Origin of the sequence: Pseudoalteromonas rubra (assembly GCF_000967655.1) — a bacterium.
Lineage (GTDB): Bacteria > Pseudomonadota > Gammaproteobacteria > Enterobacterales > Alteromonadaceae > Pseudoalteromonas > Pseudoalteromonas rubra_A.
The window spans coordinates 90282-114244 of sequence record NZ_JXYA01000016.1 but is presented as its reverse complement, the minus strand read 5'-3'; the positions used below and the strand labels follow the sequence as shown (position 1 = coordinate 114244).

At 48.2% G+C, this 23963-nt stretch carries 21 protein-coding genes; 3 read left to right on the top strand and 18 right to left on the bottom strand.

The genetic code is table 11. The features are described from left to right. Nucleotides 1-64: 64 nt before the first annotated feature. The 8 genes from TW77_RS07795 to TW77_RS07760 form a co-directional block, all read right to left on the bottom strand. On the bottom strand, nucleotides 65-2701 hold the full coding sequence (locus TW77_RS07795) for a M9 family metallopeptidase (protein WP_046004404.1): 2637 nt from the start codon (nucleotides 2699-2701) through the stop codon (nucleotides 65-67). A gap of 117 nt (nucleotides 2702-2818) precedes the next feature. Next, entirely contained in the window at nucleotides 2819-6460 is a 3642-nt protein-coding gene (locus TW77_RS24190; RefSeq protein ID WP_052713098.1) for a PKD domain-containing protein, read from the bottom strand. Nucleotides 6461-6640: 180 nt separating this feature from the next. Then, complete coding sequence (locus TW77_RS07785) at nucleotides 6641-7540, bottom strand: sugar phosphate isomerase/epimerase family protein (RefSeq protein WP_052713097.1); 900 nt, start codon at nucleotides 7538-7540, stop codon at nucleotides 6641-6643. A gap of 19 nt (nucleotides 7541-7559) precedes the next feature. After that, nucleotides 7560-9272, bottom strand: coding sequence for a GMC oxidoreductase (locus TW77_RS07780; protein WP_046004403.1), 1713 nt, complete (start codon nucleotides 9270-9272; stop codon nucleotides 7560-7562). A 9-nt stretch (nucleotides 9273-9281) separates the two neighbouring features. Continuing rightward, nucleotides 9282-9890 (bottom strand): gluconate 2-dehydrogenase subunit 3 family protein, encoded by a 609-nt coding sequence (locus TW77_RS07775; protein WP_046004402.1) that lies wholly within the window; start codon nucleotides 9888-9890, stop codon nucleotides 9282-9284. Beyond that, nucleotides 9880-11085, bottom strand: a complete 1206-nt coding sequence (locus TW77_RS07770; RefSeq protein ID WP_046004401.1) for an MFS transporter — start codon at nucleotides 11083-11085, stop codon at nucleotides 9880-9882. The genes TW77_RS07775 and TW77_RS07770 overlap by 11 nt, the downstream gene beginning before the upstream one ends. Next, nucleotides 11082-12149, bottom strand: a complete 1068-nt coding sequence (locus TW77_RS07765; RefSeq protein ID WP_046004400.1) for a sugar phosphate isomerase/epimerase family protein — start codon at nucleotides 12147-12149, stop codon at nucleotides 11082-11084. The genes TW77_RS07770 and TW77_RS07765 overlap by 4 nt, the downstream gene beginning before the upstream one ends. Beyond that, a complete protein-coding gene (locus tag TW77_RS07760; protein WP_046004399.1) occupies nucleotides 12142-13308 on the bottom strand; it encodes a Gfo/Idh/MocA family protein in 1167 nt (388 codons plus the stop codon). The genes TW77_RS07765 and TW77_RS07760 overlap by 8 nt, the downstream gene beginning before the upstream one ends. Nucleotides 13309-13524: 216 nt before the next feature. Here TW77_RS07760 and TW77_RS07755 point away from each other — a divergent pair, with 216 nt between their 5' ends. Beyond that, complete coding sequence (locus TW77_RS07755; RefSeq protein WP_052713096.1) at nucleotides 13525-14268, top strand: AraC family transcriptional regulator; 744 nt, start codon at nucleotides 13525-13527, stop codon at nucleotides 14266-14268. 7 nt (nucleotides 14269-14275) lie between these two features. On the opposite strand, the gene TW77_RS07750 is transcribed toward TW77_RS07755, so the two are convergent. Next, nucleotides 14276-14815 carry a GNAT family N-acetyltransferase gene (locus tag TW77_RS07750; RefSeq protein ID WP_052713095.1) on the bottom strand — a complete coding sequence of 180 codons (540 nt, stop codon included), beginning with the start codon at nucleotides 14813-14815 and terminating at the stop codon, nucleotides 14276-14278. Between the two features lie 100 nt (nucleotides 14816-14915). Here TW77_RS07750 and TW77_RS07745 point away from each other — a divergent pair, with 100 nt between their 5' ends. Beyond that, a complete protein-coding gene (locus tag TW77_RS07745) occupies nucleotides 14916-15119 on the top strand; it encodes a hypothetical protein (RefSeq protein ID WP_046004397.1) in 204 nt (67 codons plus the stop codon). A 57-nt stretch (nucleotides 15120-15176) separates the two neighbouring features. Here the strand turns inward: TW77_RS07745 and TW77_RS07740 are convergent, their stop codons facing one another. From TW77_RS07740 to bioB, 9 genes are all read right to left on the bottom strand, one after another. After that, a complete protein-coding gene (locus TW77_RS07740; protein ID WP_046004396.1) occupies nucleotides 15177-15578 on the bottom strand; it encodes a DUF3574 domain-containing protein in 402 nt (133 codons plus the stop codon). A 140-nt stretch (nucleotides 15579-15718) separates the two neighbouring features. Next, complete coding sequence (locus tag TW77_RS07735; protein ID WP_046004568.1) at nucleotides 15719-16063, bottom strand: hypothetical protein; 345 nt, start codon at nucleotides 16061-16063, stop codon at nucleotides 15719-15721. Between the two features lie 49 nt (nucleotides 16064-16112). Continuing rightward, nucleotides 16113-18101, bottom strand: a complete 1989-nt coding sequence (locus TW77_RS07730) for a methyl-accepting chemotaxis protein (protein WP_046004395.1) — start codon at nucleotides 18099-18101, stop codon at nucleotides 16113-16115. 174 nt (nucleotides 18102-18275) lie between these two features. After that, nucleotides 18276-18494: a DUF7661 family protein gene (locus TW77_RS07725; protein ID WP_046004394.1), complete on the bottom strand. Its 219-nt coding sequence runs from the start codon at nucleotides 18492-18494 to the stop codon at nucleotides 18276-18278. 71 nt (nucleotides 18495-18565) lie between these two features. Beyond that, nucleotides 18566-18811, bottom strand: a complete 246-nt coding sequence (locus TW77_RS07720) for a Rho-binding antiterminator (protein ID WP_046004393.1) — start codon at nucleotides 18809-18811, stop codon at nucleotides 18566-18568. A gap of 99 nt (nucleotides 18812-18910) precedes the next feature. Beyond that, complete coding sequence (gene bioD, locus TW77_RS07715; RefSeq protein ID WP_046004392.1) at nucleotides 18911-19606, bottom strand: dethiobiotin synthase; 696 nt, start codon at nucleotides 19604-19606, stop codon at nucleotides 18911-18913. Continuing rightward, nucleotides 19603-20358, bottom strand: coding sequence for a methyltransferase domain-containing protein (locus TW77_RS07710; RefSeq protein ID WP_046004391.1), 756 nt, complete (start codon nucleotides 20356-20358; stop codon nucleotides 19603-19605). The genes bioD and TW77_RS07710 overlap by 4 nt, the downstream gene beginning before the upstream one ends. Further along, entirely contained in the window at nucleotides 20355-21488 is a 1134-nt protein-coding gene (locus tag TW77_RS07705) for an aminotransferase class I/II-fold pyridoxal phosphate-dependent enzyme (protein ID WP_046004390.1), read from the bottom strand. Before TW77_RS07705 ends, TW77_RS07710 begins: the two co-directional genes overlap by 4 nt. Further along, entirely contained in the window at nucleotides 21489-22532 is a 1044-nt protein-coding gene (gene bioB, locus TW77_RS07700) for a biotin synthase BioB (protein WP_046004389.1), read from the bottom strand. A 114-nt stretch (nucleotides 22533-22646) separates the two neighbouring features. On the opposite strand from bioB, the gene bioA reads away from it, so the two are divergent. Next, nucleotides 22647-23936, top strand: coding sequence for an adenosylmethionine--8-amino-7-oxononanoate transaminase (bioA, locus tag TW77_RS07695; RefSeq protein ID WP_046004388.1), 1290 nt, complete (start codon nucleotides 22647-22649; stop codon nucleotides 23934-23936). Nucleotides 23937-23963: the final 27 nt, after the last annotated feature.

Here is a 23963-nt window from a genome sequence, read left to right as displayed (position 1 = left end):
TCAGGGAAGCAACTAAATCGCTGCACTTGCGATTCTTGCCAATGGTGAGTTTTAGCTGACTGATCTAGTTAACATCATAACGCCCCGTCAGCGTAGCTCCGCTAAACATGGGGTCGGCGCTCAGCAGGATATAGTAAACGCCGCCACTCGTTGTACTAAAATGACAGGTTTCACGGTTACCGACTTTCCAGGGGCGACAGTCATAGTCTGTTTTACTTGCCTCGCTACCAAACTTCACATGCAAGTCCAGCTCCCCTGTTCCGCCTGTGGTGCTGAAGGTAACATTAGTCGCGCCAGCAGGCACTGCCATGGTATACATCAGTTGACCACTATCAGACACATTGACGGGGACAGCGACCCCATTTTGCAGCTCGTTTTCACCCGCAATAGGCTGCTGAATATATCTGACTAACAAAGTGGCATCTTGATAGCCCGTTTCGGTGCCAACCGCAATATAGTGCCAACCTTTTTCGATGTTATCTAAAACCAGGGTTTCATCGTTATCGGGCCCTGTAGATTCATGGGTATAACGCCAGCCGTTATCCGGACGGCCATACTCATAATAAAGATCCGCATTGCCCGTGCCATGGCGTAGCGTGATCTCCAGAGAAACGTTTTGTAGCCCCTCGGGCACGTAAATGGGGTACTCTTTAAGTTGTCGGGTATCTGTACCTGACAAACACCTGGCCTGACCCGCCTGTGTTCTGTCAGATGCTAACTGCATCCCACAGGCATTGATGCCAACCTGGTCACTCCCCTGAATGTCATCAACATTCACAGGCTCCACTGGTGAGGGAGGACGCGTAGTATCAATAACACACCCTGTCGACTCTACTTGTGTCAGCCAGTTTGAAAACTGGTCGTCATACAACTTCTGAGCGACCCATTTGTCTACCAGTTCAGAACGGTACCCCGCAAAATCACCGTCCTTAAACAACGCCAGCATATCGAAGAACGCGGCGTTTTGTTGCTCGTACATAAAGCGTGTTGCCAGGTAGCCCCAGTCGTAGATCCGTGTTTGCCCCACTCCATACTCGTTGCTGAATATAGTGGAAAGTGAATAAGTCCCCTTTCTGGCCTCCTCAACAGCATAAGGGTTACAGTTCTTCAGCGAGCTATATTCCGCAATCCCTTCACCGAACCAGACTGTACGGCCTGCACTATTGCTGTCATTGAAGTCGCCTTGTGAGATATAACGCCCTTCCAGATAATGAACATATTCATGGCGCAGGTTCCAGATATCAAAAATCGGGCGCTCAGATACGTGTTCATAAGCATAAAAGGTGGCCTGGTCGCCCGGCTTGGACGGATCCCCCTCTCGATAGGTCCCTCCATTGCTGGTACTGACATTGAACAGCACGCCACCGTATGTAACCCACTCTTTTTTATCATTGAATATCACCATTCTGAGCGAGTCATTATCATCCGGTGTAACCGGGACCCGATCAGTGCGCAATAGTTGATGAAAGTGATCTTCATGGACCTTGAGCGAATTACAGGTCCATGTCAGCTGCTCCGAAGTCATATCCTGTGCCCAGATGAACAGGTTACCTGACGGACATATTAGGCGATTACCAAGTACCTGGGTAATGATTTCCTGCGGCTTGTCACACACTGAGTAAGTATCACACTGACGGTTATAATTGATCGATTCGAGTACAGCCAGATAAAGAGTCCGTTCGCGGTCCGTTTTGAGCGGTCCGTAACTGTTCAGTATGCGTATGATTTCATTCCGTAATTTGGGTTCTAACTGGGCAAAGTGAGGTTCTTGTTCTCCACGATAAAAATTAACCAGTTGATACCCCAGATTGAACAGGTGGTAATCGTTGGCTGACTTACTCAGCCAATCCAGATTGTCATTAATGAAACCCGTAATTGCATCTATCAGATCGTGTGTATGCTGTTGCGAACGACAGCTTAAATCACGCGCGCAGTCATTCAGAACTTGCCAGAATAAAGGGGTTGCTGAGCGACCCCAGTCATTAATATGCTCGTAGGATTCATCATACCTGGCTAACAAGCCACGCGTCAGTGGCACCAGAAACTGACCTATTTGTGCATTTTTAATGATGCCCGTCGCACTGCGGATCAATTGTGCGTTGGTTTCAGTTTTATCAAAGAAGTGCTCATTGGCGTAGAGAGTATTGATAGCACTAACCATAGCTTGCTGTGTCGTCGGGTTCACAAAACGTCTGAAATCGTAATACGAATAAGCTTTTAGCCAGTAAAACAGATCGCTAAGATAGGTAACATCAGACTGACCATCGTAGCTAACCAAGCGGGTATTCAGTTCATTGATAACGGTTGCAAAATTAGCATCTGTGTAGGCCCCCAGAGTCAGGGTTTCAGGCCTGTCGTTAAATAAGGTATCGATACAGACTTTACCATGACGTCTTATCGCCTCCAGAAAAACTGAACCACTGAGATGACTGAATACCTCATCGGGGCAGCTGGTTGAAGTCGAAAGTACATTACTGAAAGACATAAAGGCACGGCTTGCAAAAGGCAGTTCTGATTTCGGTGTGATTTGACTGTTACTGTGCATTGCGTCCGCTTTATACTCAGTACCGGCATGGATATGCGCAACGTCGGCATCGTTAAAGTCATTTATGGGTGTGGCGGTTTCTCTGTCACCATGCGCCCAGCCAGGGGCTGAGCTTAGCGCGATGACCAGAGGTGTCATCTTGATTACTTTATACATGTTGTTGTCTCATTTAGTTGTGTTGTTATATTGCGGGCACAGTTAACCCTCAAGACAGTGCCCGATAGGTGTAACAATAAATAAGCCACACAGGGTGTGGCTTATGGTCTTCAGGGATTAGTGTGGGCGACAGCCTGCAACGTCATAATCAACGACTATGGTGGCGCCGACCGGGTTACCTGACATCACCAGATAGCCCCAGTAACGAGATTGGTCTGTGATTTCATAAAACAGGCACTGCTGATCAGCGTCTGCCACTGACACCGCGTCATGATCGCTGCCATCTGCTTTGGGCCAGTGACCATCACCAAAGTAAATACGGGTATCGGCGGGCGCATTAATCAAGGTAATAGCAACTGTTTTTGGACCGCGATCCATTTCTGCAAATGAATAGCCTCGGGTGCTGTTGATGCAGTGCGGTTGACTTGGAGTCAGACGTCTCGCCGCTGAACCATCTGAGCTCTCGCATGCGTTAGTCAGGGGCGGATGGTCAACGACTACTGTGACAACTGCGCTGGCTGTCATATTGTCATTGTCGGTGACCGTTAAAGTTGCCTGATATACGCCTGCTTGTGCGTAACTGTGATTTGGGTTAGCAAAGTCACTTTGTGTGCCATCGCCAAAGTCCCAGTGGAAAGCGGTGATCTGACCGTACTCATCGTCCGAACCCGCACTACTGAACGCCACGGACTGGCCGATTTGAATGTCGCTCGTCAATACACTGGCCTGTGCAAGCGGAGGCTGAGGAGGCGGTGGAATGTTCAAGCAATTTGCAAAGCTACATAAAGCAGTCATCTCGGTGACATCAGCATTGTCAATCACGCCATCGCCATTGATATCAAACGAGCTGTCCAGTGGCAGGTTTGCAGCAATGGCGGCGCGCATCGCACTGATATCATCACTGTCAACATTGCCATCTTCATCAAAATCGCCAATCGGAAGTACCCGAATGATCACCTGTGTGCTGCTGCTCGCGTCTTTATCATCGGTCACAGTAAGGCTAACGGGATAACTGCCAGCACGTTCGAAGTGATGACTGATAGTTTCACCCACCTGAGTCGTGCCATGCCCAAGATCCCACAGATAGGTAATAAGCTCGCCGTCCTGATCGCTCGACTGACGTCCATCCAGTAAGACCTGCTCCCCGGCTCTGACGGTTTGGTTACCGCCTGCGTTGGCTATCGGTAAACGGTTTGGTGCGGAACGGTCGGCATCACGATGGATATCATAGTACGCCTTGAAACGCAGCGATTCATAATCCTTGAACGGGTCAATCATCACGTTAAACACACCACCTTGTTCAAACTGACACAATTCGGTCTGATTTGGCGCCTCCCAGGGGCGACAGTCATACTGAGATTTAGACACAGCCTGATTTCGACTAACATGAATATCCGGGTCCCCATTGTAAAGCTCGACCAGCTCAAAGGTTACCAGAGACGCCGCATCCGGTACTGCAAACTCATAGTTATAAGTCTGCCCACCTGCACTGGCTGCCAGGTTTAGCTCGTCCGCCAGGTAAATACGCTCACAGTCTTCACATAAAGGGGCATCTTCAGGAGATAGCTCAGTGATCACAGCGCTGCCATGTGCTGTGCTTTGATTCCCAGCATTGTCGGTAACCGTAAGGCTAACCGGATAAGTACCGGTCATTGTATAAATATGGTCAACCTCTGCTTGTGTGCTTTGCGTACCATCACCAAAATCCCACAGGAATGAGACTATCTCACCATCTGGATCGTTAGACCCGGCGCTTGAAAACGCCAGTACGTGGCCTACCGCTTCTGCACGCGTCTGGCCGTTGATATTCGCGAACGGTAATTGGTTTTGCGTGTCTGCTATTTCGTAATACACCTGAATGCTCGCATTGGTGTAAGTTTCAAAGGGGTCGATGATCACTTCAAAATCGCCTCCGCCCTCAAACTCACAGTATTCCGTGATCCCTTTCCAGGTGAAAGGTCGGCAATCAAACTGTGTTTTTGATACTGCCCTGTCTTTGGCCACGTACATATCTAAGTCGCCATTTCTCTTGATCGACCCATCAGCCATCTTGGGCCCCTGATAACCACCAGGTACGACAATTACGGTACGGCTTGCGTCTTGCGGTACACTGAACTGGAAGTCAAAGGTTTTACCGGCACGGTCTGGCCAGGATGCATTTTTCTTATTCGCCCAAAGACCATCGAGTTTAAACAAGGTATAACGCTGCTCACCGTCATTAAGATAGGGATCCTCACCCTGGATGACGCTCAGCGTAGTGTCACTGTACGCTGTAAACGCGTGAACAGAAGCAAAATAGGGAAAGTTCGCATCCGGTGTATCCACCGTAACAGCTTCACTGTCTCCAGGACTGTTAAATGAGATAAGATCGGCTATCCATTGCTCATCAGCATTGGCCGGTGGTGTCGGGATCTGACCTTTTGACACATATAAATCCGGGTCTTCACTGTGACCATTAAGATAAAACAGGATATTGTGTGCGGTATCCGGCAGGTTTATCTCAAAGGTCTCCACCGACCCTTTGGCGGCAAGAGGGATCTGATAACTGGCCAATACCTCACCCTGTGGTTCCACATCTAACCCCGAATTACCATCCCAGGGATGACCCGCATCACTGACGTACTGCGACAGACCCGTTCTGATCAGGTTCTCGTTCGACCATAGTGTGCTGCGTGCTGGATTATGGAGCGCAGCGGTCATACGTGCAACCTGCACTTGTGTGAACATAGCGTAGTTGTCTGAGTAGTGCATAAAGTTTTCGGTGTTGGTCGGCTGTCCCAGGCAGTTAGGCGCGTTATTCTGCATTTCACCGGGCATAGACATCTGGGGTGTATCACAGCTACGGTCGCCAGTTGAATGACAAAACGCTTCGTTGGTAATCGAACATTGCTTAGTTTCGAAGGTGTGGATCAGGTTAAGCCAATGACCAAACTCATGAGTCAGTACTGAGCGGAAATTCTCACTGGTGTTGTTACCCACATAATGGCCGTTATAAACGACTCGTGCCGAATTTTCCTCCGTCATCGCTAACTCAGGGTACCAGGCAACACCAGAATTAGTCTCCTTACCATCATCATACAAGTCATGCATGAGATACACATTCATATAACTGAAGTTGTCCCAGGCATCGGCCTGTATTTTCGCCAGCGTTTCATCATCATGATTACCATAGCCCCTCTGGTCGTGGCTATAACGGACAATGCCATTAGTTGGCTTGCCCTGTGGGTCTTTACCCGCCAGCACAAATTCGATATTCAAATTTTCACGGATCGCCTGAAACTGAGGAGAGACCTCAGGTGAGTCAACCGACAGTCCCTGAAAGTCATTGTTTAACCTGGTCAGTGCATCCTGTATTTTCTCGTCGGTCAGGCACTTCTGACTGTCATCGCTGCAGTTGTAGGCGTCACCGTATACATGGAACACGACTGGAATATAGTAGCGCCCCGCTACAGCAGCACTGTTGCTTAATAGCTCGGCCGACAATGGTGCACTTTGTGTTGCTGCCATCATGGGCTGTGCAAATGGAGCCATCAACCCCACAGGTTGCCGAGCAGCAGACTTTTGCAGTTTTGCCCAGTCCTGACCGTTGTGATCTGCGCCACAGCTGGGTACGAGGGGATCCTGAGGCCACTCATTGTGCACAAGTTTCGCTTCAACTGCACTCGTCTCGGTGTTGGCATGTTTGGCGCTTGCGTGCACTGCTAATGGTGCAATACAGGCACTAAACGAGCATAGCCCCGCAATAATGCGTTTCTTCATCTTGTTGTATCCTTGTTGTTGATATGTAGTGCTTTGTACAGCCCGCCCTCTGATTGCCGGTACGGGCTAATATTCTTTGTTATTTTGGTGTAACTTTGGGTGCAATTCGCACCCGACTGCTATGCCATCTTCGTGGCATGAACAATGAAAAAGGCCTAATTTATGTCGTTGTGCGCTGACCTAATTGGTCAGTTGGGTAATGATGTTATCTAATCCTTTTTTTGAAACCTGAACCGCCTCTAGCTGGGTTAATCCGTCCGGGTATTCTTCCTGCTCCAGCACTAGCCATTGTGTCCCACCTTTTTTCACATTAGCGTAAATAACAGCAGGCCAATCTGTAATGTCCCGACCGATCAAAGGCTTCTTGTTGTATGTTCCCGCGGGGTATTTGGCTTTAAAATGTGTAGTAATGGTTCTGTTCGGATAGCGATTAATATAAGTCACAGGATCTTTTCCAGCGTACTGGGCCCAACCCACATCCAGCTGCAGCACAAAGTCTTCAGGTGTATTTGCAGCAATGTAATCCCAGTACGTGCTGTTTTTGTAAGGCACCAGCTCCCGGTCATGATTGTGGAAGCCAAAACGCATACCTTTAGCACGCATTTTTGCTGAAACTTTGTTTAACTCCATCACAAATGCTTCTATGGTCTCGGCCTGCTCTGCTCGTTTATCACTCGGCACTATCAACATAGGGCTGCCCAGCTGTTGATAAAAAGTCACTGTCTGTTCAAACTTTTCATCCGTTAATTCACGCATTTTGACGTGCGCCCCGCTGACTTGCAGATCCAGGCTGTCCAGATAATGTTTCAATCCCTTAGGATCTTCACGATATGGGCCAAAGTCACCAGCAAACTCAACCGCATCAAATCCCATTGCCGAGATTGCTTCTAAAGTGCCCTTAAAGTCTTTTTTCAGCGTATGATTGACCGACCATAACTGCACACTGATTGCGGGGATCTGTGATCGCTCAAGCCGCAATGCCCTTTGATTGTCTTCGTCGCGAGTGCCTGGTTGTCCGTTACATGCTGTTAGCAACCCAGCGCATACCAGCGTTGAGAGAAAGCGTTTAAAAAACGTCATAGTAAGTACCCTTATTATTTTAAATACGTCTGGCGGCGACTTCTTTCACCGCATAGTTCACAGCTCTGACTGTTAATGCCATAAATGTCAGACTGGGGTTTTGCACTGCGCTAGAGCAAAAGCTCGCTCCATCAGTAACAAATAAATTTGGAATATCATGACTCTGGTTAAAGCCGTTGAGCACAGAGTCTTTCGGATCCCTGCCCATTCTGGCAGTACCCAGTTCGTGGATCCCTGAGCCGGGCGGTTTGTCGTGCTGGCCAGAAGAGACATTTTCCAGACCTATCTTTTCCAACATTAACTGGCCCTGCTCGGCGGCATCGAGCATCATCAATCGTTCGTTTTCGGAGAAGCGGCAGTTGATCTCAAGTTGCGGTATCCCCCATTTGTCTTTTTTAAATGCGTGCAATTGCACACTGTTTTCAAACCTGGGTAACATCTCTCCCTGCGCCCCCAGCCAGAACTGCCACTTTCCGGGCTTCTGTAACTGTTGTTTGAATGCGATACCAATGCCATCCTTGTGTTGCAATGCCTTCCAGTCCTCTCGATAAGCCCCGGCAGACATGCCATATCCACGTAAAAATGGCCTTTTTGGATCAGGCTTGAAGTAAAAGTTAGGTACGTACAATCCACCTGGCCGCCTGCCGGAATAAAAAGCGTCTTCAAATCCGGGGATCTCTGCTCTGGCCCAGGCGTTATAGTTATGATCCATGAGGTAGTGGCCAAGTACACCGGAGCGATTGGCAAGACCGTTGGGAAAAGTCTTGTTGCGAGAATTAAGCAATATTTGTGTTGAACCCAGCGTAGATGCACACAAAAATACCACTTTGCCAAAATACTCGCGTTGTGAAAGGTCCTCATTATCTATGACTCGGACACCTTTAACGCGATTGCTAATACCATCGTAGATCAGGCTGTGCACCACGCTATTGGGTGCTATGTGCAAGTTTCCGGTTTTAGCTGCATCTGGAAGTGTTGAGCTTTGCGTCGAGAAATATGCACCGAAGGAGCAGCCTTTTTGGCATTCGTTACGCGCCTGGCACTGTCCCCGGCCCTGAGCTAGGTGATGTGCGCTGGGTTTGGTCAAATGTGCCTGCCTGCCGTGGATCAGCTTTCTGTCAGGAAAGGTAGCTTCAAGCCGTTGTTTTATGTGTAACTCAGGCGCCGTCATATCAAACGGAGGTAAAAACTCACTGTCGGGAAGTTGTGGTAATGACTCTTTCTGTCCGCAAATACCCACATGACGCTCTACATAGGAATACCAGTGAGCCAGGTCTTGGTATCGAATTGGCCAGTCATTGCCAAATCCATCCAATTTATTTGCATTAAAGTCAAAGTCACTCCAGCGATATGAAAAGCGATGCCAAAGTAATGATTTACCACCCAACTGGTTGGCACGGATCCACCAAAAATCAGTGCCCTTTGTGGTCTCAAAAGGTAAATCTCTGTCATTACCAAAAAAGTGTTTGGTACTGTCATTAAACGCATAGCAATTTTTTTGAACATGATACTGCTGCTCTACCTCAGCCAGTGACACTTTGCTACGAAGCGGCTGTTCCCATGGCGGTATGCCTTCGCCAACGTAATCTTTACGATGCTCAACCACCCGTCCCCTCTCAACGAGCAGCGTCTTAAATCCTTTTTCACTGAATTCCTTTGCAGCCCATCCGCCCGTTATCCCTGAGCCAATCACAATGGCATCATACTCTTGTTTTGATTCTTTGATGTACATCACAGCTCCTTAGTAGTAGGCCAAAGAGCCATAGCCAGCTTGCCCGCGATAGGCTATCTGACCTTTGAATCCACCAGGATAAGCCTGATAGACAAGCTCCTGACTGGCACCGGTTTCTGACGTGTAGTAACCAAAGCAAACCAGTGCCTTAAGCTGTTTAAAGTCAGCACGCTGCTGCTCTGAGAAAGGCTCAGCTGCGGTTTCTAATCGGGTTAAATGAACAACCTGCCGCTCGCTATCAAGCTCTGTGAATGGGTACCCATATATACGCAGGCTACTTGTTTCAATCACGCTCAGTATTGCCCGCATACGGGAATGTACATTCAGGTCGTAGCAGTGATACAACTGATGATCAATAAAACCATGAACGCCTATGTCACCGGCGCCAGGCGTTTCAGTCGTCGGGATAATGGTATTGCATACTTTTTTCAGCATCATCAGCTGTTCATTACTCAACACCTTGGTCTGATAGGGCTCACCGTCAGGTACTGCCCGATAGCTCAACGCGGCAGCCAAAGCATTCTCACCAATAAACCCGTTACTTAAACCGGCCCCTAAACTGATGAGTACGCCCTGCAAAAATCGTCTTCTGGATTGATTCATGTGTTCAGCTGTCATGGCACACCCCTTTAAGAGTTTGGCGTCTGGCTTTATAAAAGCTGCCCAACAAAAGCAGTCCAAATGCTCCAACCAGACTAAGTGGGAAGTAACTTAGAGCGACTAAGGCGTTAGAAGCATTGTGAGTACCTATCGCCTGCCCTCGCTCAACTAGCTGGCCGATTATCGGGTTCCAAATACTGACAGCAAACATACCAGCAGCCCCCATGACTCCCAGGCCAATTGCTCCTGTTTCAGGTAACTTTTCAGCCACAAATCCAAGCATAGTGGGCCAAAAGTATGTGACCCCTAAAGCGAAAATAATCGCCGCGTAATACACCTCTGCGCCCTGTGCAACAGACATAAAGCGGATCCCTATATAAGCCGTTATAGAAGACATTAGCAGCACACCCAGTGGGTTTAATTGCTTAATAACTGGCCCTGAAAAATAACGCCCGATTGCCATCACCCCGGTGATCAGCGCCAGAGTGAACATGGCAGACGCTCCGGATTCTCGGAGTATGCGTTCAATCCATTGTTGGGTTAGCAGCTCGGTACTCGCCGTAAGTGTCATACACAACAGCATGAACAAAAAAAGAGGTGAAAGCAGAGCCTTCAATACGCCATGCTGCGGATCATCAGGTGCCTGTTCTTCGACAAGGTCGTCAGGCAGACGAATAAGCAATGCGCCATATAGCAAAGTTGGAACAAGCAGGCAGGCAAACTGAAACTGCCAGCCAAGACCCAAATAGGTCATTGATATTGAAACCAGCGAACCTAACACGATACCGCCCGGAAACCAGACATGAAACCGGTTTAACATGGTGGTTTGTTTGGTAGGAAATAAACGGGTAACCATTGGGTTGCAACCGGCTTCTACAGCGCCATTCGCCAAACCAATTAAAAAGGTTGCAAACATCAGGCTATAGAATCCTGAGGCAAATATGGTGCACAGCAAACCTAATATATGACCGGTAAACGCAATAATGAGTAATCGTCTTGCACCCAGCACTTTGTAAAGAGCACCTCCAACGATTGTTGCTACAGGGAAGCCGAAAAATGCCATTGCGTTGACCCAGCCAAGCTGGCTGTCCGTTAACTCAAGTTCCTGACTAAGCTGCGACAACATGCCTGCACGGATAGCAAACGTCATCGCTGTCACTGTCAGAGCGATACATGCAGTAATAAAGGCCCAATGTTCAATTCGCCTGTTCATATTTCACGCTCCCCTAGTCCAAGGAGACGCCTGTTTGTCATCTCACAACTGGCTCTGCCAGCAAAATCGTCAAATGCTTTTGCAGTCGGTTTAATGATCAGGTCTTTAATGATCTGGGCCCCTTGCAGTGCGCCTATATAGGGATCCTTTATACAACATTCCCACTCCATCACAGCCCAGCCATCGAAGCCATATTGTGTGAGTTTGCTGAATATCGCGTTAAAATCGATTTGACCGTCGCCAAGGGAGCGAAAACGCCCCGCTCTGTCTTTCCAGTTAAGATATCCGCCATATACACCGGTTCGTCCATTGACGCGATATTCCGCATCCTTGACGTGAAATGCCTTGATTCTGTCGTGATACAAATCAATAAAGGCAAGATAATCCATTTTTTGCAGATGCAGATGGCTTGGGTCATATAATATATTGGCTCGGGGGTGATGATTGACCTGCCTGAGAAACGCTTCAAAACTCGCTCCGTCATGTAAGTCTTCCGCCGGATGCAGCTCAAAACAAACATCAACCCCAGCGATATCAAAAGCCTCAAGGATCGGTAGCCAACGCTGAGCAAGTGCTTCGAACCCTTGCTCTATCAAACCGGCAGGGCGTTGAGGCCAAGGGTAAACCATAGGCCAAAGCAATGCGCCAGAAAAAGTGGCATGTGCACTGAGCCCCAGGTTTTTACTGGCCTGAGCGGCGAGCATCAGCTGTTCACTCGCCCACAAAGAAATTGAGTCAGGATCCTTGTTCAAGGTGTTTGGATAAAACCCGGCAAACATCTCAACATAACAAGGTGCTATAGCAACCAGTTGCCCCTGTATATGTGTTGAGAGCTCTGAAATTACCAGATTGTAGCGCCCCAGTAATGCCTTGATATGCTCACAGTAATCTTTACTTTGGGCCGCACGCGCTAAATCGAAAAGAGATTCAATGTGGGTGGGCAGTTGAATTGCTTTGTATCCCAAGCTTGATGCCCACTGTGCAAGCCCTTCCAATGAGTTATAAGGCGCTTCATCCCCAATAAACTGAGCAAGAAAAATACCTGGTCCTCTAATTTCAGTCATGTAATTGCGCTCCCTGAACAGCATGCCACTTTTGTGATGATCCGCTGGCCCGAACGACACTATCGATGAACATCATCCCCCGGATCCCTTCTTTGATCCCTGGAACGTCTAGCGCTTTATCACAAGGCGGCTGAACCAATTGCCGCGCCCGGATTTGCGCTGCAAAATTGCGATATAAATTTGCAAAGGCTTCTATATACCCTTCAGGATGGCCTGCTGGTAATCTTGTGTTTGCCACAGCAAGAGATGATTCATTAGCAACCCCACTGCGGATAACCCGCATCGAGCTGTCAGCATATCTGAGTGTCAGGCTGTTGGGGTTTTGCTGCTGCCACTTTAGGCTTCCTTTGTCTCCATAGACGCTGATAGAAAGATTGTTCTCTTCTCCTGTTGCCACCTGACTGGCCAGCAACACACCTTTGATTTCATCACCAAATTTGAGCAGCACTGTACCATCATCATCCAGTGCCCTGTGCTCGTAGGCTGTATTAAGATCCGCGCATACATGGGTGATAGACTGACCGCTGATGTACTCAGCCAGATTAGCTGCATGAACACCAATATCGCCCATGCAACAACTCAACCCAGCCTGTTCAGGATCGAGTCGCCAGCTAGCTTGTTTTGTACTCTCTGCATTTTTACCACTCAGCCAGCCCTGCTGATAACTGACAATAATTTTTCGAATTGTCCCTAGCTCGCCAGCATGCACCCGATATCTGGCTTCTTTCACCATCGGATAGCCTGTATAGGTATAGGTCAATGCATATAACACATCAGAACATGCCAACTGACGCGCTAGTGTAAGTGCCTGAGCCAATGAGATTGTGGCTGGTTTGTCCGAAATTACATGAAAGCCATGTTTAATCGCTTCGCTGGCCATTTGAAAGTGCAAGTGGTTTGGCGTCACTATGGCTAATAGTTCCATTCTTTGGCTCTTTGGTAATGATGACTCTTGCTCCAGCAAGTCATTAAAGTGCCGATAGCAACGAGAAGCCTTTAAACCCAAAGTTCTTCCATACTCATATGAGCGTTGCGGCGAGCTGCTGAATACACCACATACAAGCTCTATTTGGCCATCAAGCTGCGCTGCCATACGGTGTATAGCTCCAATGAAGGCGTTCGGGCCACCACCAACCATTCCCATCTTAATTTTTTTCATTTACTTAATTCTGCTGTCTTATTTTTCTGATAACGCAACAATGGTAAATAGGACGTGAACTTATGCGTTAGGTCAAAATCGGACAATAATGCAAGAAAATCGGCAACATTGTATCCAAAAAATTAATAGGCTTATTTTAATTCATTTAAATTAATGACTTAAATAGCTTTTTATTGTATACATAAAAATAAATAAAAAAGAATGGGCTGCAAGGCAATGGACAATGATAAAAATCTGAGCGATGCGTTTTTTGACTCTGTTCACTTTTCTCAATTACTAGCCATGCTCGACATGCTCACTGGTACGCTATTTTGGGTTAAAAATGCGCAAGGTGAAATCGTACACGGCAATGAAGCCTTCCTTGCGCACATTGGTGTGGCTTCTTTGCACCAGATACTTGGTCAGACCGATCTTGCTTTCGCACCACCTCACCTCGCCCACCAATATATGGTTGATGATGAAAAAGTGATGGAAGGTCAATTAGTTATAGAAAGGCTCGAAGTGAATCAAGCCGATGGTTCCGACGACATTGCATGGTATGTTACCTCCAAGTGCCCTTTGTATTCTGCAAAAGGCGAGATCATCGGTACTTATGGTATGTCAAAGAAGCTCCATGCACATACCTGTACCCAGCCAGGAATGAAAGCACTTAAGGCGCCAGTAGAATACATCAGAGCCAACTTTGCCCAGCCTCTTAAACTTACAGAGATCGCCGAGGCCAGTCACTTATCGGTCAGCGCGCTAGAGAGGCGATTTAAAAAGCACTTGAATACCACCCCAAAAAAATTTCTAACCCAGGTAAGACTAGAACAGGCCAGAAAGTTACTAATAGAGACCAATGATTCAATAAGTGATATTGCATTTTCTGTGGGATTTACCGATCACAGCTATTTTAGCCGACAGTTTCAGCTGTACTTCAGTGAACAACCCCGAGAGGTTAAAAAGCATTATCATCGATAGATGATAGTCACGAACTGACAAAGGCGGCATACTCATCAAAGTAACCTGCCTTTTCACTCAACGGACAAAATGCGAATATGGCAACAGCACCATCTCTGACTTGTCGGAATCCACAGTGCTTCAACAAACGCTGACATGCCAAATTATTGTGCTGAATCCTGCCCAATACGAGTGAAACCTCACGGTCGGGAACCAGTTGATCCAACGCATGCAAAGCCGCTCTGAGTGCCTCAGAGGCCAAGCCTTGGCGCCAAAACCGGGGAGCAAGCTCAATGCCAAGGTGAATGTAATTTGTATTTGTGTCGTAATCGTACAACCCGAGCGTACCAATAAACTCTTTGTCGTATTCTATGGCAAAGCGTCCGCCTCGCCCTTCGTAGAATTCCTCAAGATCAGCCTGCAACATCGCCCTGACTTCTGGCTGGGTTAGCTTATCGCCATAATCATTGTACTGGCTTACTAAAGGGTCGTTTAACAGCGCCACCAGCGCCGGTACATCACGATAATTCACCGGCCTTAAGAGCAATCTGGGGGTTTTAATTTGCATCGGGTTCCGTCATCCAAAAGCTTTCAATAAAGCCCTCTCTTTTACACGAAATTAGTATAAACTATCGGGCCTTAAGTAACAGCCGTCAGGAGTCGTTAAGATGAGCGAAGAGTATATTGTCATTCCACCCACCACCAAAGTATGGTGCCCGGAAAAAGGCGAAGGCTGGACACTGACCGGGATCACCGGTATTGAAGAAAACACCTCGGTGATGTTCAGTGGCGTTCGCTACACTATCCCGGCAAAGACTATTGTCGAAGAACTGCTGCCCAATTATCAGGCGCGTGAAAAAGAGCAAGCCTGATCCCTGCACTTCTCCAAGGTAATGAGCCCAAGTAACTACTAATACCGGGCTCATTCCCTACTCTTTAGTTGTACTCTTGTAATCTGGCCCGATAAAATCCCACTCAGCAACCGGTACTTTTACCAGCATTACCGAGTCCTGGCCAAAACGACGGGCATATAAAGACGCCAGCACCTTGGCCTTTTCAACGCCCTGATCGTCTACAATCACAGTCACCACTTTAGAGCGCTCTGGTTTGCCTTTGTAGTAACCAACCGAATCGACAACATTGAAACCATCAAACGTCATCACGATTTCATCATTTTGAAACGCTTGCCATTGCTCTAGCGACACCCCACCGCCACCTGGCAATGACAGGCCAAAGAAAAGTCTGAGCCGATAGACTTCATCTGCATAGGAGGATGAAGTACTGAGCAACAAAGTGAGTAACACAAAACGACTTATCAGTTTTGCTTTCATGTATTCTCCTTATTGAGAGCGCGAAGTTTATATTTATGACCGGCACGCATCTGAGCAAGTTAATTATTGCTCTTTGCTTAAAGCGATTTAGATCTATGTGAGTACCAGGCGGCAAGCTGACCTACAAGTACGATGACTATTTATTCTCTCACCCAACCGACACTCAGCACATAGCGGCTCCCCTGTGTGATTTTGCTCACTGCATGGGCTTCTATGTCGGGTCTGAACAGTTTAACCCTCGACCAGTTAACAATGGTATTTTGGCAGATAAACTCTCCACCTTGTTTGGCGTGTTTGAGGATAATATTGAGCCGGTAATGTTTGCCAGCGTTGACCTGATCCACATGCTGTTTAATTTCACTGCCAACCGGGAAGTGGATCAGATAGCAGTCGAATTTAATGGGCCAGATTGCGCCGCATAACAGCATTTTATCGTAGCCCGAGTCCTGTCTTCCCGCTTCCCAGCGCCATAGTTTGTTTAACATACCTGCACTCACTCTACGTCCTGCGCAGTTTGAGTGTTGATACTGCGCGTTAGTCGATTTTAAAATTGTCCATAGTGCGTTGCAGTGTATCACTGTTTAATTTCATGTCATCAAAGAGTTTTTGCAGCGCCTGAGAGGTTTTAAGCTCTTCGTTCGCCGCATCTAATACCGCGGTGGTATTACTGGAAATATCCTGTGCAACCACAGATTGCTCCTGTGCCGCGGTGGCCACCGAGGTAGTTAACTGCTCTACATGATTACTGTGATCGCTCACCTGCATTGAGACCTGACGGGTTTGTTCAACCTCACTCATAATGCTGCTGGCCAGGCCGGTGTTTTCCTTGATGGCACTGACAACGTTACGGCTGATGTCATTGAGACTGAGCAGTAAGGTGGAGATCTGCTCCGACGAGCCTTTGCTGTTATTGGCAAGCCCTCTCACTTCGTCGGCGACTACCGCAAACCCCCGGCCATGCTCACCGGCCCTGGCCGCTTCAATAGCGGCATTCAGCGCCAGTAAGTTGGTCTGATCGGCCACACTGCGGATGGAGTCCAGTATGGTGTTAATTTCTTCCACCTGCTTCTCCATATTCAACGCCATTTCATTTACCTGCTCCATGTTTTGCGACAGCACATTCATGGCATCCAGGTTACGTTGATTGTCCTCCAGCAACTTTTTCGATTCGTCATTAAGCTGATCGCTGGCCGTTAGCGTATCTGAGGCAGCTTTGGCGATATCTTCACTGGTTGCGGCCATTTGCTCTATTGCCGCCGCAATATTGGTTGCCAGGCTCTGAGTGCGCTGCGCATCTTCGGTAACATGACTGGCTGCTTTTTCCATCTGATTACCCAGCTTAGTACCCACATTAATAGACTTAGATAACCCCACCAGCAGGTCCTTAAAAGCATACACTGTGTTATGGATAGACTCAGAGATCTTACCCAGCTCGTCACTGGTTTTTAATCTCACATCCAGAGTCAGGTCGCCATTATTGGCCACTTTGGTCAAAATGCCGGTCAGCTCGTTCAGCTCGTCCCGCAATGACGTAAACAAATGGGTATTAATGACAGTGATAAATAGCATAAAGATCAAAAACAATACGAACAGCCAGATCATTTGCTCGATAAGGTTGGCCTGATAGGCTTCACTGATAATACGCGTGTGCTCCCATTGCTTATCGAGCAAAGCTTTTACATCCTGAATTTGCCCGGTTGCCTGTGCAAACCACTGGCCGCTGTCTGGCAGTTGCGAAAAATCAATACTATCGGCAGTAGAGACCGTCGTTATAACCCTGTCCAAAGTTTGTGCGCGACTGTCTGACATGATCTGCTTATAGGTGTTCAGTGTGTCATCACTAAGGGCGGTTTCTAGCTGCTCTTTGAGTAATGTCAGTTGCAGCTGATAATAGGCAAGGTCGCGCTTAGTGGCTTCATCGACAGATTGCCTGGCCAGTACGCCATTGACTTTACCCCGCAACTGCCCTTTGCGCTCTTTGCTCTGCGCCATGAGAAAAGCGATAGACAAATTAGATGCCAACTCCCGGTTAGTCACATAGGCCTGCATCCGCATTGCCGTACTCAGTGTGAGCTGATTGACATGGCTGTAATAATTGAAGGCATTCTTGCCCTGTTGCTGATCCACCTCACGGCGCAGTGCACCTTTTTCTCGCAGTAAGGTGAACAAGTTTGGTAGCCACTTTTGCACCTTTTTATCTTCTTTAAATTCACCGCGATATAAATCTTCCAGTGCAGCAACCGAGGCATCAGCTTTTATCCGCTGCGCGGCAACGGCCTGGCGGGTTTGTCCATTCGGGTTACCCAAAAAGCCCGCCGTTAACCCGCGCTCAACGGCATGATGGTGCGCTACTTTTTCCATCGCATCCAGCAAACCAATATAGGCAATATCCTTTTTGGTGGCCTCGATATCCTGCCAGTACTGAAAAACCACTTTGCTAAGCAGAATAAGAATGAAAATAAGTAAAGCGGTAGAGCTGATAATGGATAGTTGTATGATAGAAAAGCGCTTTAGCAGATTCATGATTTCTCCGGTGATCACTTAATGACGCCAATCTGATATACCATGACTGGCTATCCTTATTGATACTAAAGATAGTCAAAAATCTGCAAAATCAACAATAACCGCACTGCGACCTTAGTTGGGTGGTCTCAGCATGGCGGGCTAGGAGTGGCAGGCTTTTGCCTGAGCGATCTCCTAATCAACCTGTGTCACTCTGGGGTAACGTTCACAAGACAGTTCATGATAAATATCATCCAGATACTTCGCCAGCTCCCCGTCATCAAGCTCAGGCGGGATCACCACATCGTACACGCGTGCTCGGATCCCTGTATCTGAGTCAATAAACAACTGCCATTGTGCTCCAATACGGCTCACGGACATGCGCTTGCCAAATACGTTAAACCTGAGTGTCATGCCTGCTCCTTAAAACAATAATAGGTACGCTCAGACACATTTTTCATTAGTTTAAGGAGAAAGTCGATGAGCTAATTAAATTGTTTTTCATAAAAATGAGGGTTGGCGACGGTCACTGTCAGCTTAGTAATTTGGGTAAGCAGTATTTGTTTGGTTGTACCATCAACATTTAATTGAATACATTCATTCTTTTGCTCATCGCGACATAAGTCCACGGCAACGCCCGTGAGCTCCTCGCCATTTCGCAGGCTCAATGTAATCGGGTAGTGAAACATGCAGACAATTTCAAAGTAATCGTAATCACTGCAACTAATCATAGTGCTGGTTTCCAAAGTTATGATAGGAAGTGTGGCTCGTGTTAAGCCCGCAAACAACACCTAACCCGGGCCAAATTGAGTGCAGTCTGCGTAAACCAATTAAGCTTTGGCACTGTGCTGAAGACCCAGTAAATCAAGCAATGCACTGTGGATCTGTAGTTTGGGTGTGCCTTCGCTGTATGGTGCGACAGCAAGCAATGGTGCTTTTAACCGCTGTTTTAAGGTCTCCAGATTAGCGTCGTATTCCTGCATCTCGGGGTCTACCTGATTGGCCACCCAACCAACACAGTTTAGTCCGGCGGCGGCTATTGCCTGCTCGGTCAAAAATGCATGATTCAGACAGCCCAGTTTCATGCCCACCACCAGGATCACGGGTAATTCCTCTTGTTTTATCCAGTCATACAAAAACTGAGTATCGTTGATCGGCAATGCCCAGCCACCGGCGCCTTCCACCAGTGTGTACTCTGCGCCTAACGTGCTCAGTTCCCGATACTTTTCACTTAAGGCTTCACAGCTAATAGTCACACCAGCGCGCTGGGCAGCAATATGCGGTGCAATGGGCGGTTCAAAGCAAAACGGATTGATCTGCTCGTATTTACCATGCACAGAGGCCGCTTCCATCAGGCTTAGTGCATCTTCATTAACCAGCTGACCAAAGGCTTCTTCGGCACCTGCCGCCAGAGGCTTAAAGCCCACTGCTTTTTTTCCCCGCTGGGCCAATAGTTTTAGCAGCAAAGAAGACACATGGGTTTTGCCAACTTCGGTGTCTGTGCCGGTGATAAAAAATGCACTCATAATTTAGTTAGCTCCATAAAAGCAACCTGATAACTTAACTGGGCACGGCCATTGATAAGTGGGTATCCTGCCAGTAATTTACGATATTGTGTCTTGCCCAGCAAGCCACGGCGCTGACCTTCATGTTGCAACTGGTTAGCACCAATGGCTTTCACAGATTTAAAAGCAGCCTGCGCAGTTGCAAAGGTTTCTTTAAGACACATCAGTTGGGCATCATCGAGCGCAAACCCAGCTTCTTCGCCATAGGCAAGCAAACTGTCGAAGGGTGTAAACCGGTTAACATGACAGTGCGCATCAACATTCTGCCAGGCCTGCTGTATTTCGCACAGCGAGCCGTCGGCAACAACACTCAGATAGGCTTTACCGCCGGGTTTTAATATTCGATTAAGCGCTTTAAACAAAGCCGGATGATCCTGACTCCATTGCATAGCAAAGTTGCTAAAAATGGCATCTACACAGTTATCTGCCAGCGGTAAATTGTCCATATCCGCGCAGACTTTAAAAGCATCCTGAGGCCCCTGCTCTAACATGCCAGCACTGAGGTCCAATGCCACCAGCTGAGCGCAGCGTGCACTTAGCGCGTCATAGTGCTGCATCGGGCCGGCGCCCAGATCTAACAAGGTTGTACTGGGTTGAGTGATTTTCCTGAGCAGGATCTCCGCCGCTTGTTGCTGGACATTGGCATGCTGTACATAAACCTGAGACGCGCGAGAAAAACGTGAAGCAACCTGCGCTTTAACAGACGCACTCATATCGCCTCCTTAAGTGCATTAAGTAACGCATCTATATCTTGTGTTGTATGCGCCGCAGTCAGTGTCACACGCAGCCGGGCTGCGTTTTGTGGCACGGTGGGTGGGCGAATGGCAGTGAGCCAAATGCCACGCTCTTTAAGCTGCTGTTGCGCCGCCAGTGCATTGTCTGCTGAGCCCAGCACAATAGGCTGAATGGCTGTGTCTGAAGGCATCACTGCAATGCCTAATTGCGCAGCGGATTGCGTAAAATAGGCAATGTTATCTTTTAATGCCGCTCTTTGTGACACTGCACCACGTAACTGAGCAAACTGGCTGACGGCAATGTCGGTCAGCATGGGCGACATGGCGGTGGAGTAAATGTATTCGCGGCTAAACTGGAGCAGATACTGCTGAACCCGTTCACTGCATAACACTGCAGCCCCCTGACAGGCCATGGCTTTGCCAAAGGTGATCACCAAAAGTTCTGGTTTTACGCCACGTTCAATACTGCCCAGCCCGTTGTCGCCTACCACGCCCAGTGCGTGAGCGTCATCGACCATCAGCCAGGCGTTATGGGTTTTTGCAAGCTGAGCAATATCAGCTAAAGGCGCACAGTCGCCGTCCATAGAGAACACGCCTTCCGTCACAATCAGTTTATGTTTTGCTTTAGATTTTTCTAGCCGGGCACGCAAATGGCCCACATCGTTGTGGTTGAATCGGGTCAGCTTGGCCTGACTATGCAGCGCACCATCGAGCAAGCTGGCGTGGTTGAGTTTATCCTGAAATAGCTCTGACTCGCGCCCAACCGCCGGGTCGTTAAATAGCGCCTGAAGCACACTGGTATTGGCAGCAAAACCACTAGCAAATAGCAATGCTTTGTCATAACCAAAGGCTTCACACAGCTGCGATTCAAACGCCGCATGCACAGACTGAAACCCGGTCACCAGTGCCGAACTGCGACTACCGGGTTGGCCTGTCAGGTTCAGTGGCTGGTCCGCCAGGGCCAGATAATCGTTACTGGCAAAGTTGAGGTAACGTTTACCATCCACTTCAATTTCACGGGCAGAGACCTTATCAATGCACTGACGATGGCGCAGCAAAGAGGCAGCGGCTCTGCTATTCAAAGCCGCATCGATGAACTCAAAGGCCATTTAGTTGGCTTCGTAAAACAGTTCAGAAGTGGCTTTGTCTGCAATGGCAGAATTCAGAGACGCTTCATAGGCTTCGTCTGAGTAATCCTGACGCTTCTCCGGTTGCATACCGAGTTTTCTTAGCAAATTCATGTCTGCATCGGCTTCCGGGTTTTCTGTGGTTAACAGCTTGTCACCGTAGAAAATCGAGTTTGCGCCAGCAAAGAAACACATCGACTGCATTTGCTCGTTCATGGCAGTACGGCCCGCTGATAAACGTACATAGCTATACGGCATCATAATACGTGCAACGGCAATGGTGCGAATAAACTCAAAATGGTCCAGATCTTCTACGTCTTCAAGTGGTGTGCCCGCTACTTTAACCAGCATGTTAATTGGCACACTCTCAGGTTGTTTTGGCAAGTTAGCCAGCTGCATCAGCAGACCATAACGGTCAGAAGCTTGCTCACCCATACCAACAATACCACCGGAACAGACTTTCATACCCGCATCACGCACATGATCAAGTGTATCCAGACGATCCTGATAAGTCCGCGTGGTGATGATCTGCTCATAGTACTCAGGCGATGTATCCAGGTTGTGGTTGTAATAATCTAAGCCCGCTTCTCTGAGTGCATGGGCTTTGTCATTATCGAGCTTGCCCAGCGTCATACAGGTCTCCAGGCCCAGCTCTCTGACTTCGCGCACCATTTTCTCGATATAAGGCATGTCACGATCTTTCGGATCAGACCAGGCAGCCCCCATACAAAAACGCGTTGCGCCCTTTTCTTTGGCCACTTTGGCCTGAGCTACCACTTTTTCTACTTCCATCAGACGTTCACGCTCCAGGTCGGTTTTATAATGACCCGACTGAGGGCAGTATTTACAGTCTTCCGGGCACGCACCAGTTTTTATAGATAAGAGTGTAGAGATCTGTACTTCATTGGGATTAAAGTTTTTTCTGTGAATGCTCGCAGCATGAAACAACAGATCATTGAATGGCATTTCAAATAGTGCTTTAACTTCTTTATGCGTCCAATCGTGACGTACTGTGCCCAATTCCATAATTATTCTCTTCTTTTGACTGACATTTTTTAGTCAGTTGTTATGACGGTGATTGGCTTAGTCTACTTCTTGCTTTACCATTGTCAACACGGACCACTTAAGCAAGGTTTACAAGTGAGTAATAATAACACAGTTGATTTAGCCTTTGATAAAGCGCATATCTGGCACCCCTATACCTCCATGCTGGATCCCCTGCCCGTTTACCCGGCCAGCCATACCCAGGGCAACCGTATCCACCTGGAAACAGGCGAAGAATTAATTGATGGTATGGCATCCTGGTGGAGCGCCATTCATGGCTATAACCACCCCGACATTGTCACTGCAATTACTGAGCAAGCAGGCAAGATGAGCCATGTGATGTTTGGCGGACTGACCCATGCCCCGGCGGTTGAGTTGTGTAAAAAGCTGGTTGCCATGACCCCGGCTCCCCTCAATAAAGTGTTTTTGGCAGACAGCGGTTCGGTTAGCGTTGAAGTGGCGATTAAAATGGCGCTGCAGTACTGGCTGAGCCAGGGCCATACACGCAAAACTAAACTGATGACAGCGCAAAAAGGCTATCATGGCGACACCTTTGCCGCCATGAGCGTGTGCGATCCGGTGAATTCTATGCACAGCATGTATCAGGGCTTTCTGCCGGAGCATATTTTTGTGCCAGCACCCTCCGGGCGTTTTCATGAACAGGCATGTGAAGAAGAGCTTGCGCAACTTGAAGCGTCATTTGCAGCCCATCATCAGGAAGTTGCCGCGTTCATCATTGAGCCCATAGTGCAAAACGCCGGCGGGATGAACTTCTATCACCCGGATTACCTGAAAAAGCTCCGCGCACTGTGCGACCAATATGATGTTTTGCTGATCCTCGATGAGATAGCGACCGGCTTTGGCCGTACCGGAAAATTATTTGCCTGCGAGCACGCCGACATTAGCCCGGATATCCTATGTCTGGGTAAAGCCCTGACCGGCGGCACCATGACACTGTCGGCAACGCTCACCACAGATGAGATAGCCATTGGGATCAGTCAGGGCGAAGCCAAAGTACTGATGCACGGCCCTACTTTTATGGGTAATCCGCTGGCCTGCGCTGCTGCAAATGCAAGCCTGACCCTGTTGCAAACTAATGCCTGGCAACAACAAGTCCAACGCCTGGCAAACAGTTTAACGTTGCTCGAGCGCTGTAGATCACTGGACGCAGTGCAGGATGTCAGAGTGCTGGGTGCAATCGGGGTGGTTGAAGTAAACCGCACCATAGACGTGGCAAAGATACAGCGCTTTTTTATTGAAAAAGGCTTGTGGATCCGCCCGTTTGGCAGGCTGATTTATCTGATGCCTCCGTATATCACACCGGATGACGATATCGCGCAGCTGGCTGATGGAATTTATGACGCCATCGCACAGAACGCGTACTAGCTTTCCTCAGCACAGCTAAAAAGTGCG

Coding starts and splice junctions, on each gene's coding strand:
- TW77_RS07765 (WP_046004400.1), bottom strand. CDS start 12,149: ATGACTGAAATTAGAGGACCAGGTATTTTTCTTGCTCAGTTTATTGGG.
- TW77_RS07775 (WP_046004402.1), bottom strand. CDS start 9,890: ATGACAGCTGAACACATGAATCAATCCAGAAGACGATTTTTGCAGGGC.
- TW77_RS07725 (WP_046004394.1), bottom strand. CDS start 18,494: ATGACACTCAGGTTTAACGTATTTGGCAAGCGCATGTCCGTGAGCCGT.
- TW77_RS07760 (WP_046004399.1), bottom strand. CDS start 13,308: ATGAAAAAAATTAAGATGGGAATGGTTGGTGGTGGCCCGAACGCCTTC.
- TW77_RS07745 (WP_046004397.1), top strand. CDS start 14,916: ATGAGCGAAGAGTATATTGTCATTCCACCCACCACCAAAGTATGGTGC.
- TW77_RS07780 (WP_046004403.1), bottom strand. CDS start 9,272: ATGTACATCAAAGAATCAAAACAAGAGTATGATGCCATTGTGATTGGC.
- TW77_RS07705 (WP_046004390.1), bottom strand. CDS start 21,488: ATGGCCTTTGAGTTCATCGATGCGGCTTTGAATAGCAGAGCCGCTGCC.
- bioB (WP_046004389.1), bottom strand. CDS start 22,532: ATGGAATTGGGCACAGTACGTCACGATTGGACGCATAAAGAAGTTAAA.
- TW77_RS07740 (WP_046004396.1), bottom strand. CDS start 15,578: ATGAAAGCAAAACTGATAAGTCGTTTTGTGTTACTCACTTTGTTGCTC.
- TW77_RS07770 (WP_046004401.1), bottom strand. CDS start 11,085: ATGAACAGGCGAATTGAACATTGGGCCTTTATTACTGCATGTATCGCT.
- TW77_RS07730 (WP_046004395.1), bottom strand. CDS start 18,101: ATGAATCTGCTAAAGCGCTTTTCTATCATACAACTATCCATTATCAGC.
- TW77_RS07710 (WP_046004391.1), bottom strand. CDS start 20,358: ATGAGTGCGTCTGTTAAAGCGCAGGTTGCTTCACGTTTTTCTCGCGCG.
- bioD (WP_046004392.1), bottom strand. CDS start 19,606: ATGAGTGCATTTTTTATCACCGGCACAGACACCGAAGTTGGCAAAACC.
- TW77_RS07785 (WP_052713097.1), bottom strand. CDS start 7,540: ATGACGTTTTTTAAACGCTTTCTCTCAACGCTGGTATGCGCTGGGTTG.
- TW77_RS07735 (WP_046004568.1), bottom strand. CDS start 16,063: ATGTTAAACAAACTATGGCGCTGGGAAGCGGGAAGACAGGACTCGGGC.
- TW77_RS24190 (WP_052713098.1), bottom strand. CDS start 6,460: ATGAAGAAACGCATTATTGCGGGGCTATGCTCGTTTAGTGCCTGTATT.
- TW77_RS07795 (WP_046004404.1), bottom strand. CDS start 2,701: ATGTATAAAGTAATCAAGATGACACCTCTGGTCATCGCGCTAAGCTCA.
- TW77_RS07755 (WP_052713096.1), top strand. CDS start 13,525: ATGGACAATGATAAAAATCTGAGCGATGCGTTTTTTGACTCTGTTCAC.
- TW77_RS07750 (WP_052713095.1), bottom strand. CDS start 14,815: ATGCAAATTAAAACCCCCAGATTGCTCTTAAGGCCGGTGAATTATCGT.
- TW77_RS07720 (WP_046004393.1), bottom strand. CDS start 18,811: ATGATTAGTTGCAGTGATTACGATTACTTTGAAATTGTCTGCATGTTT.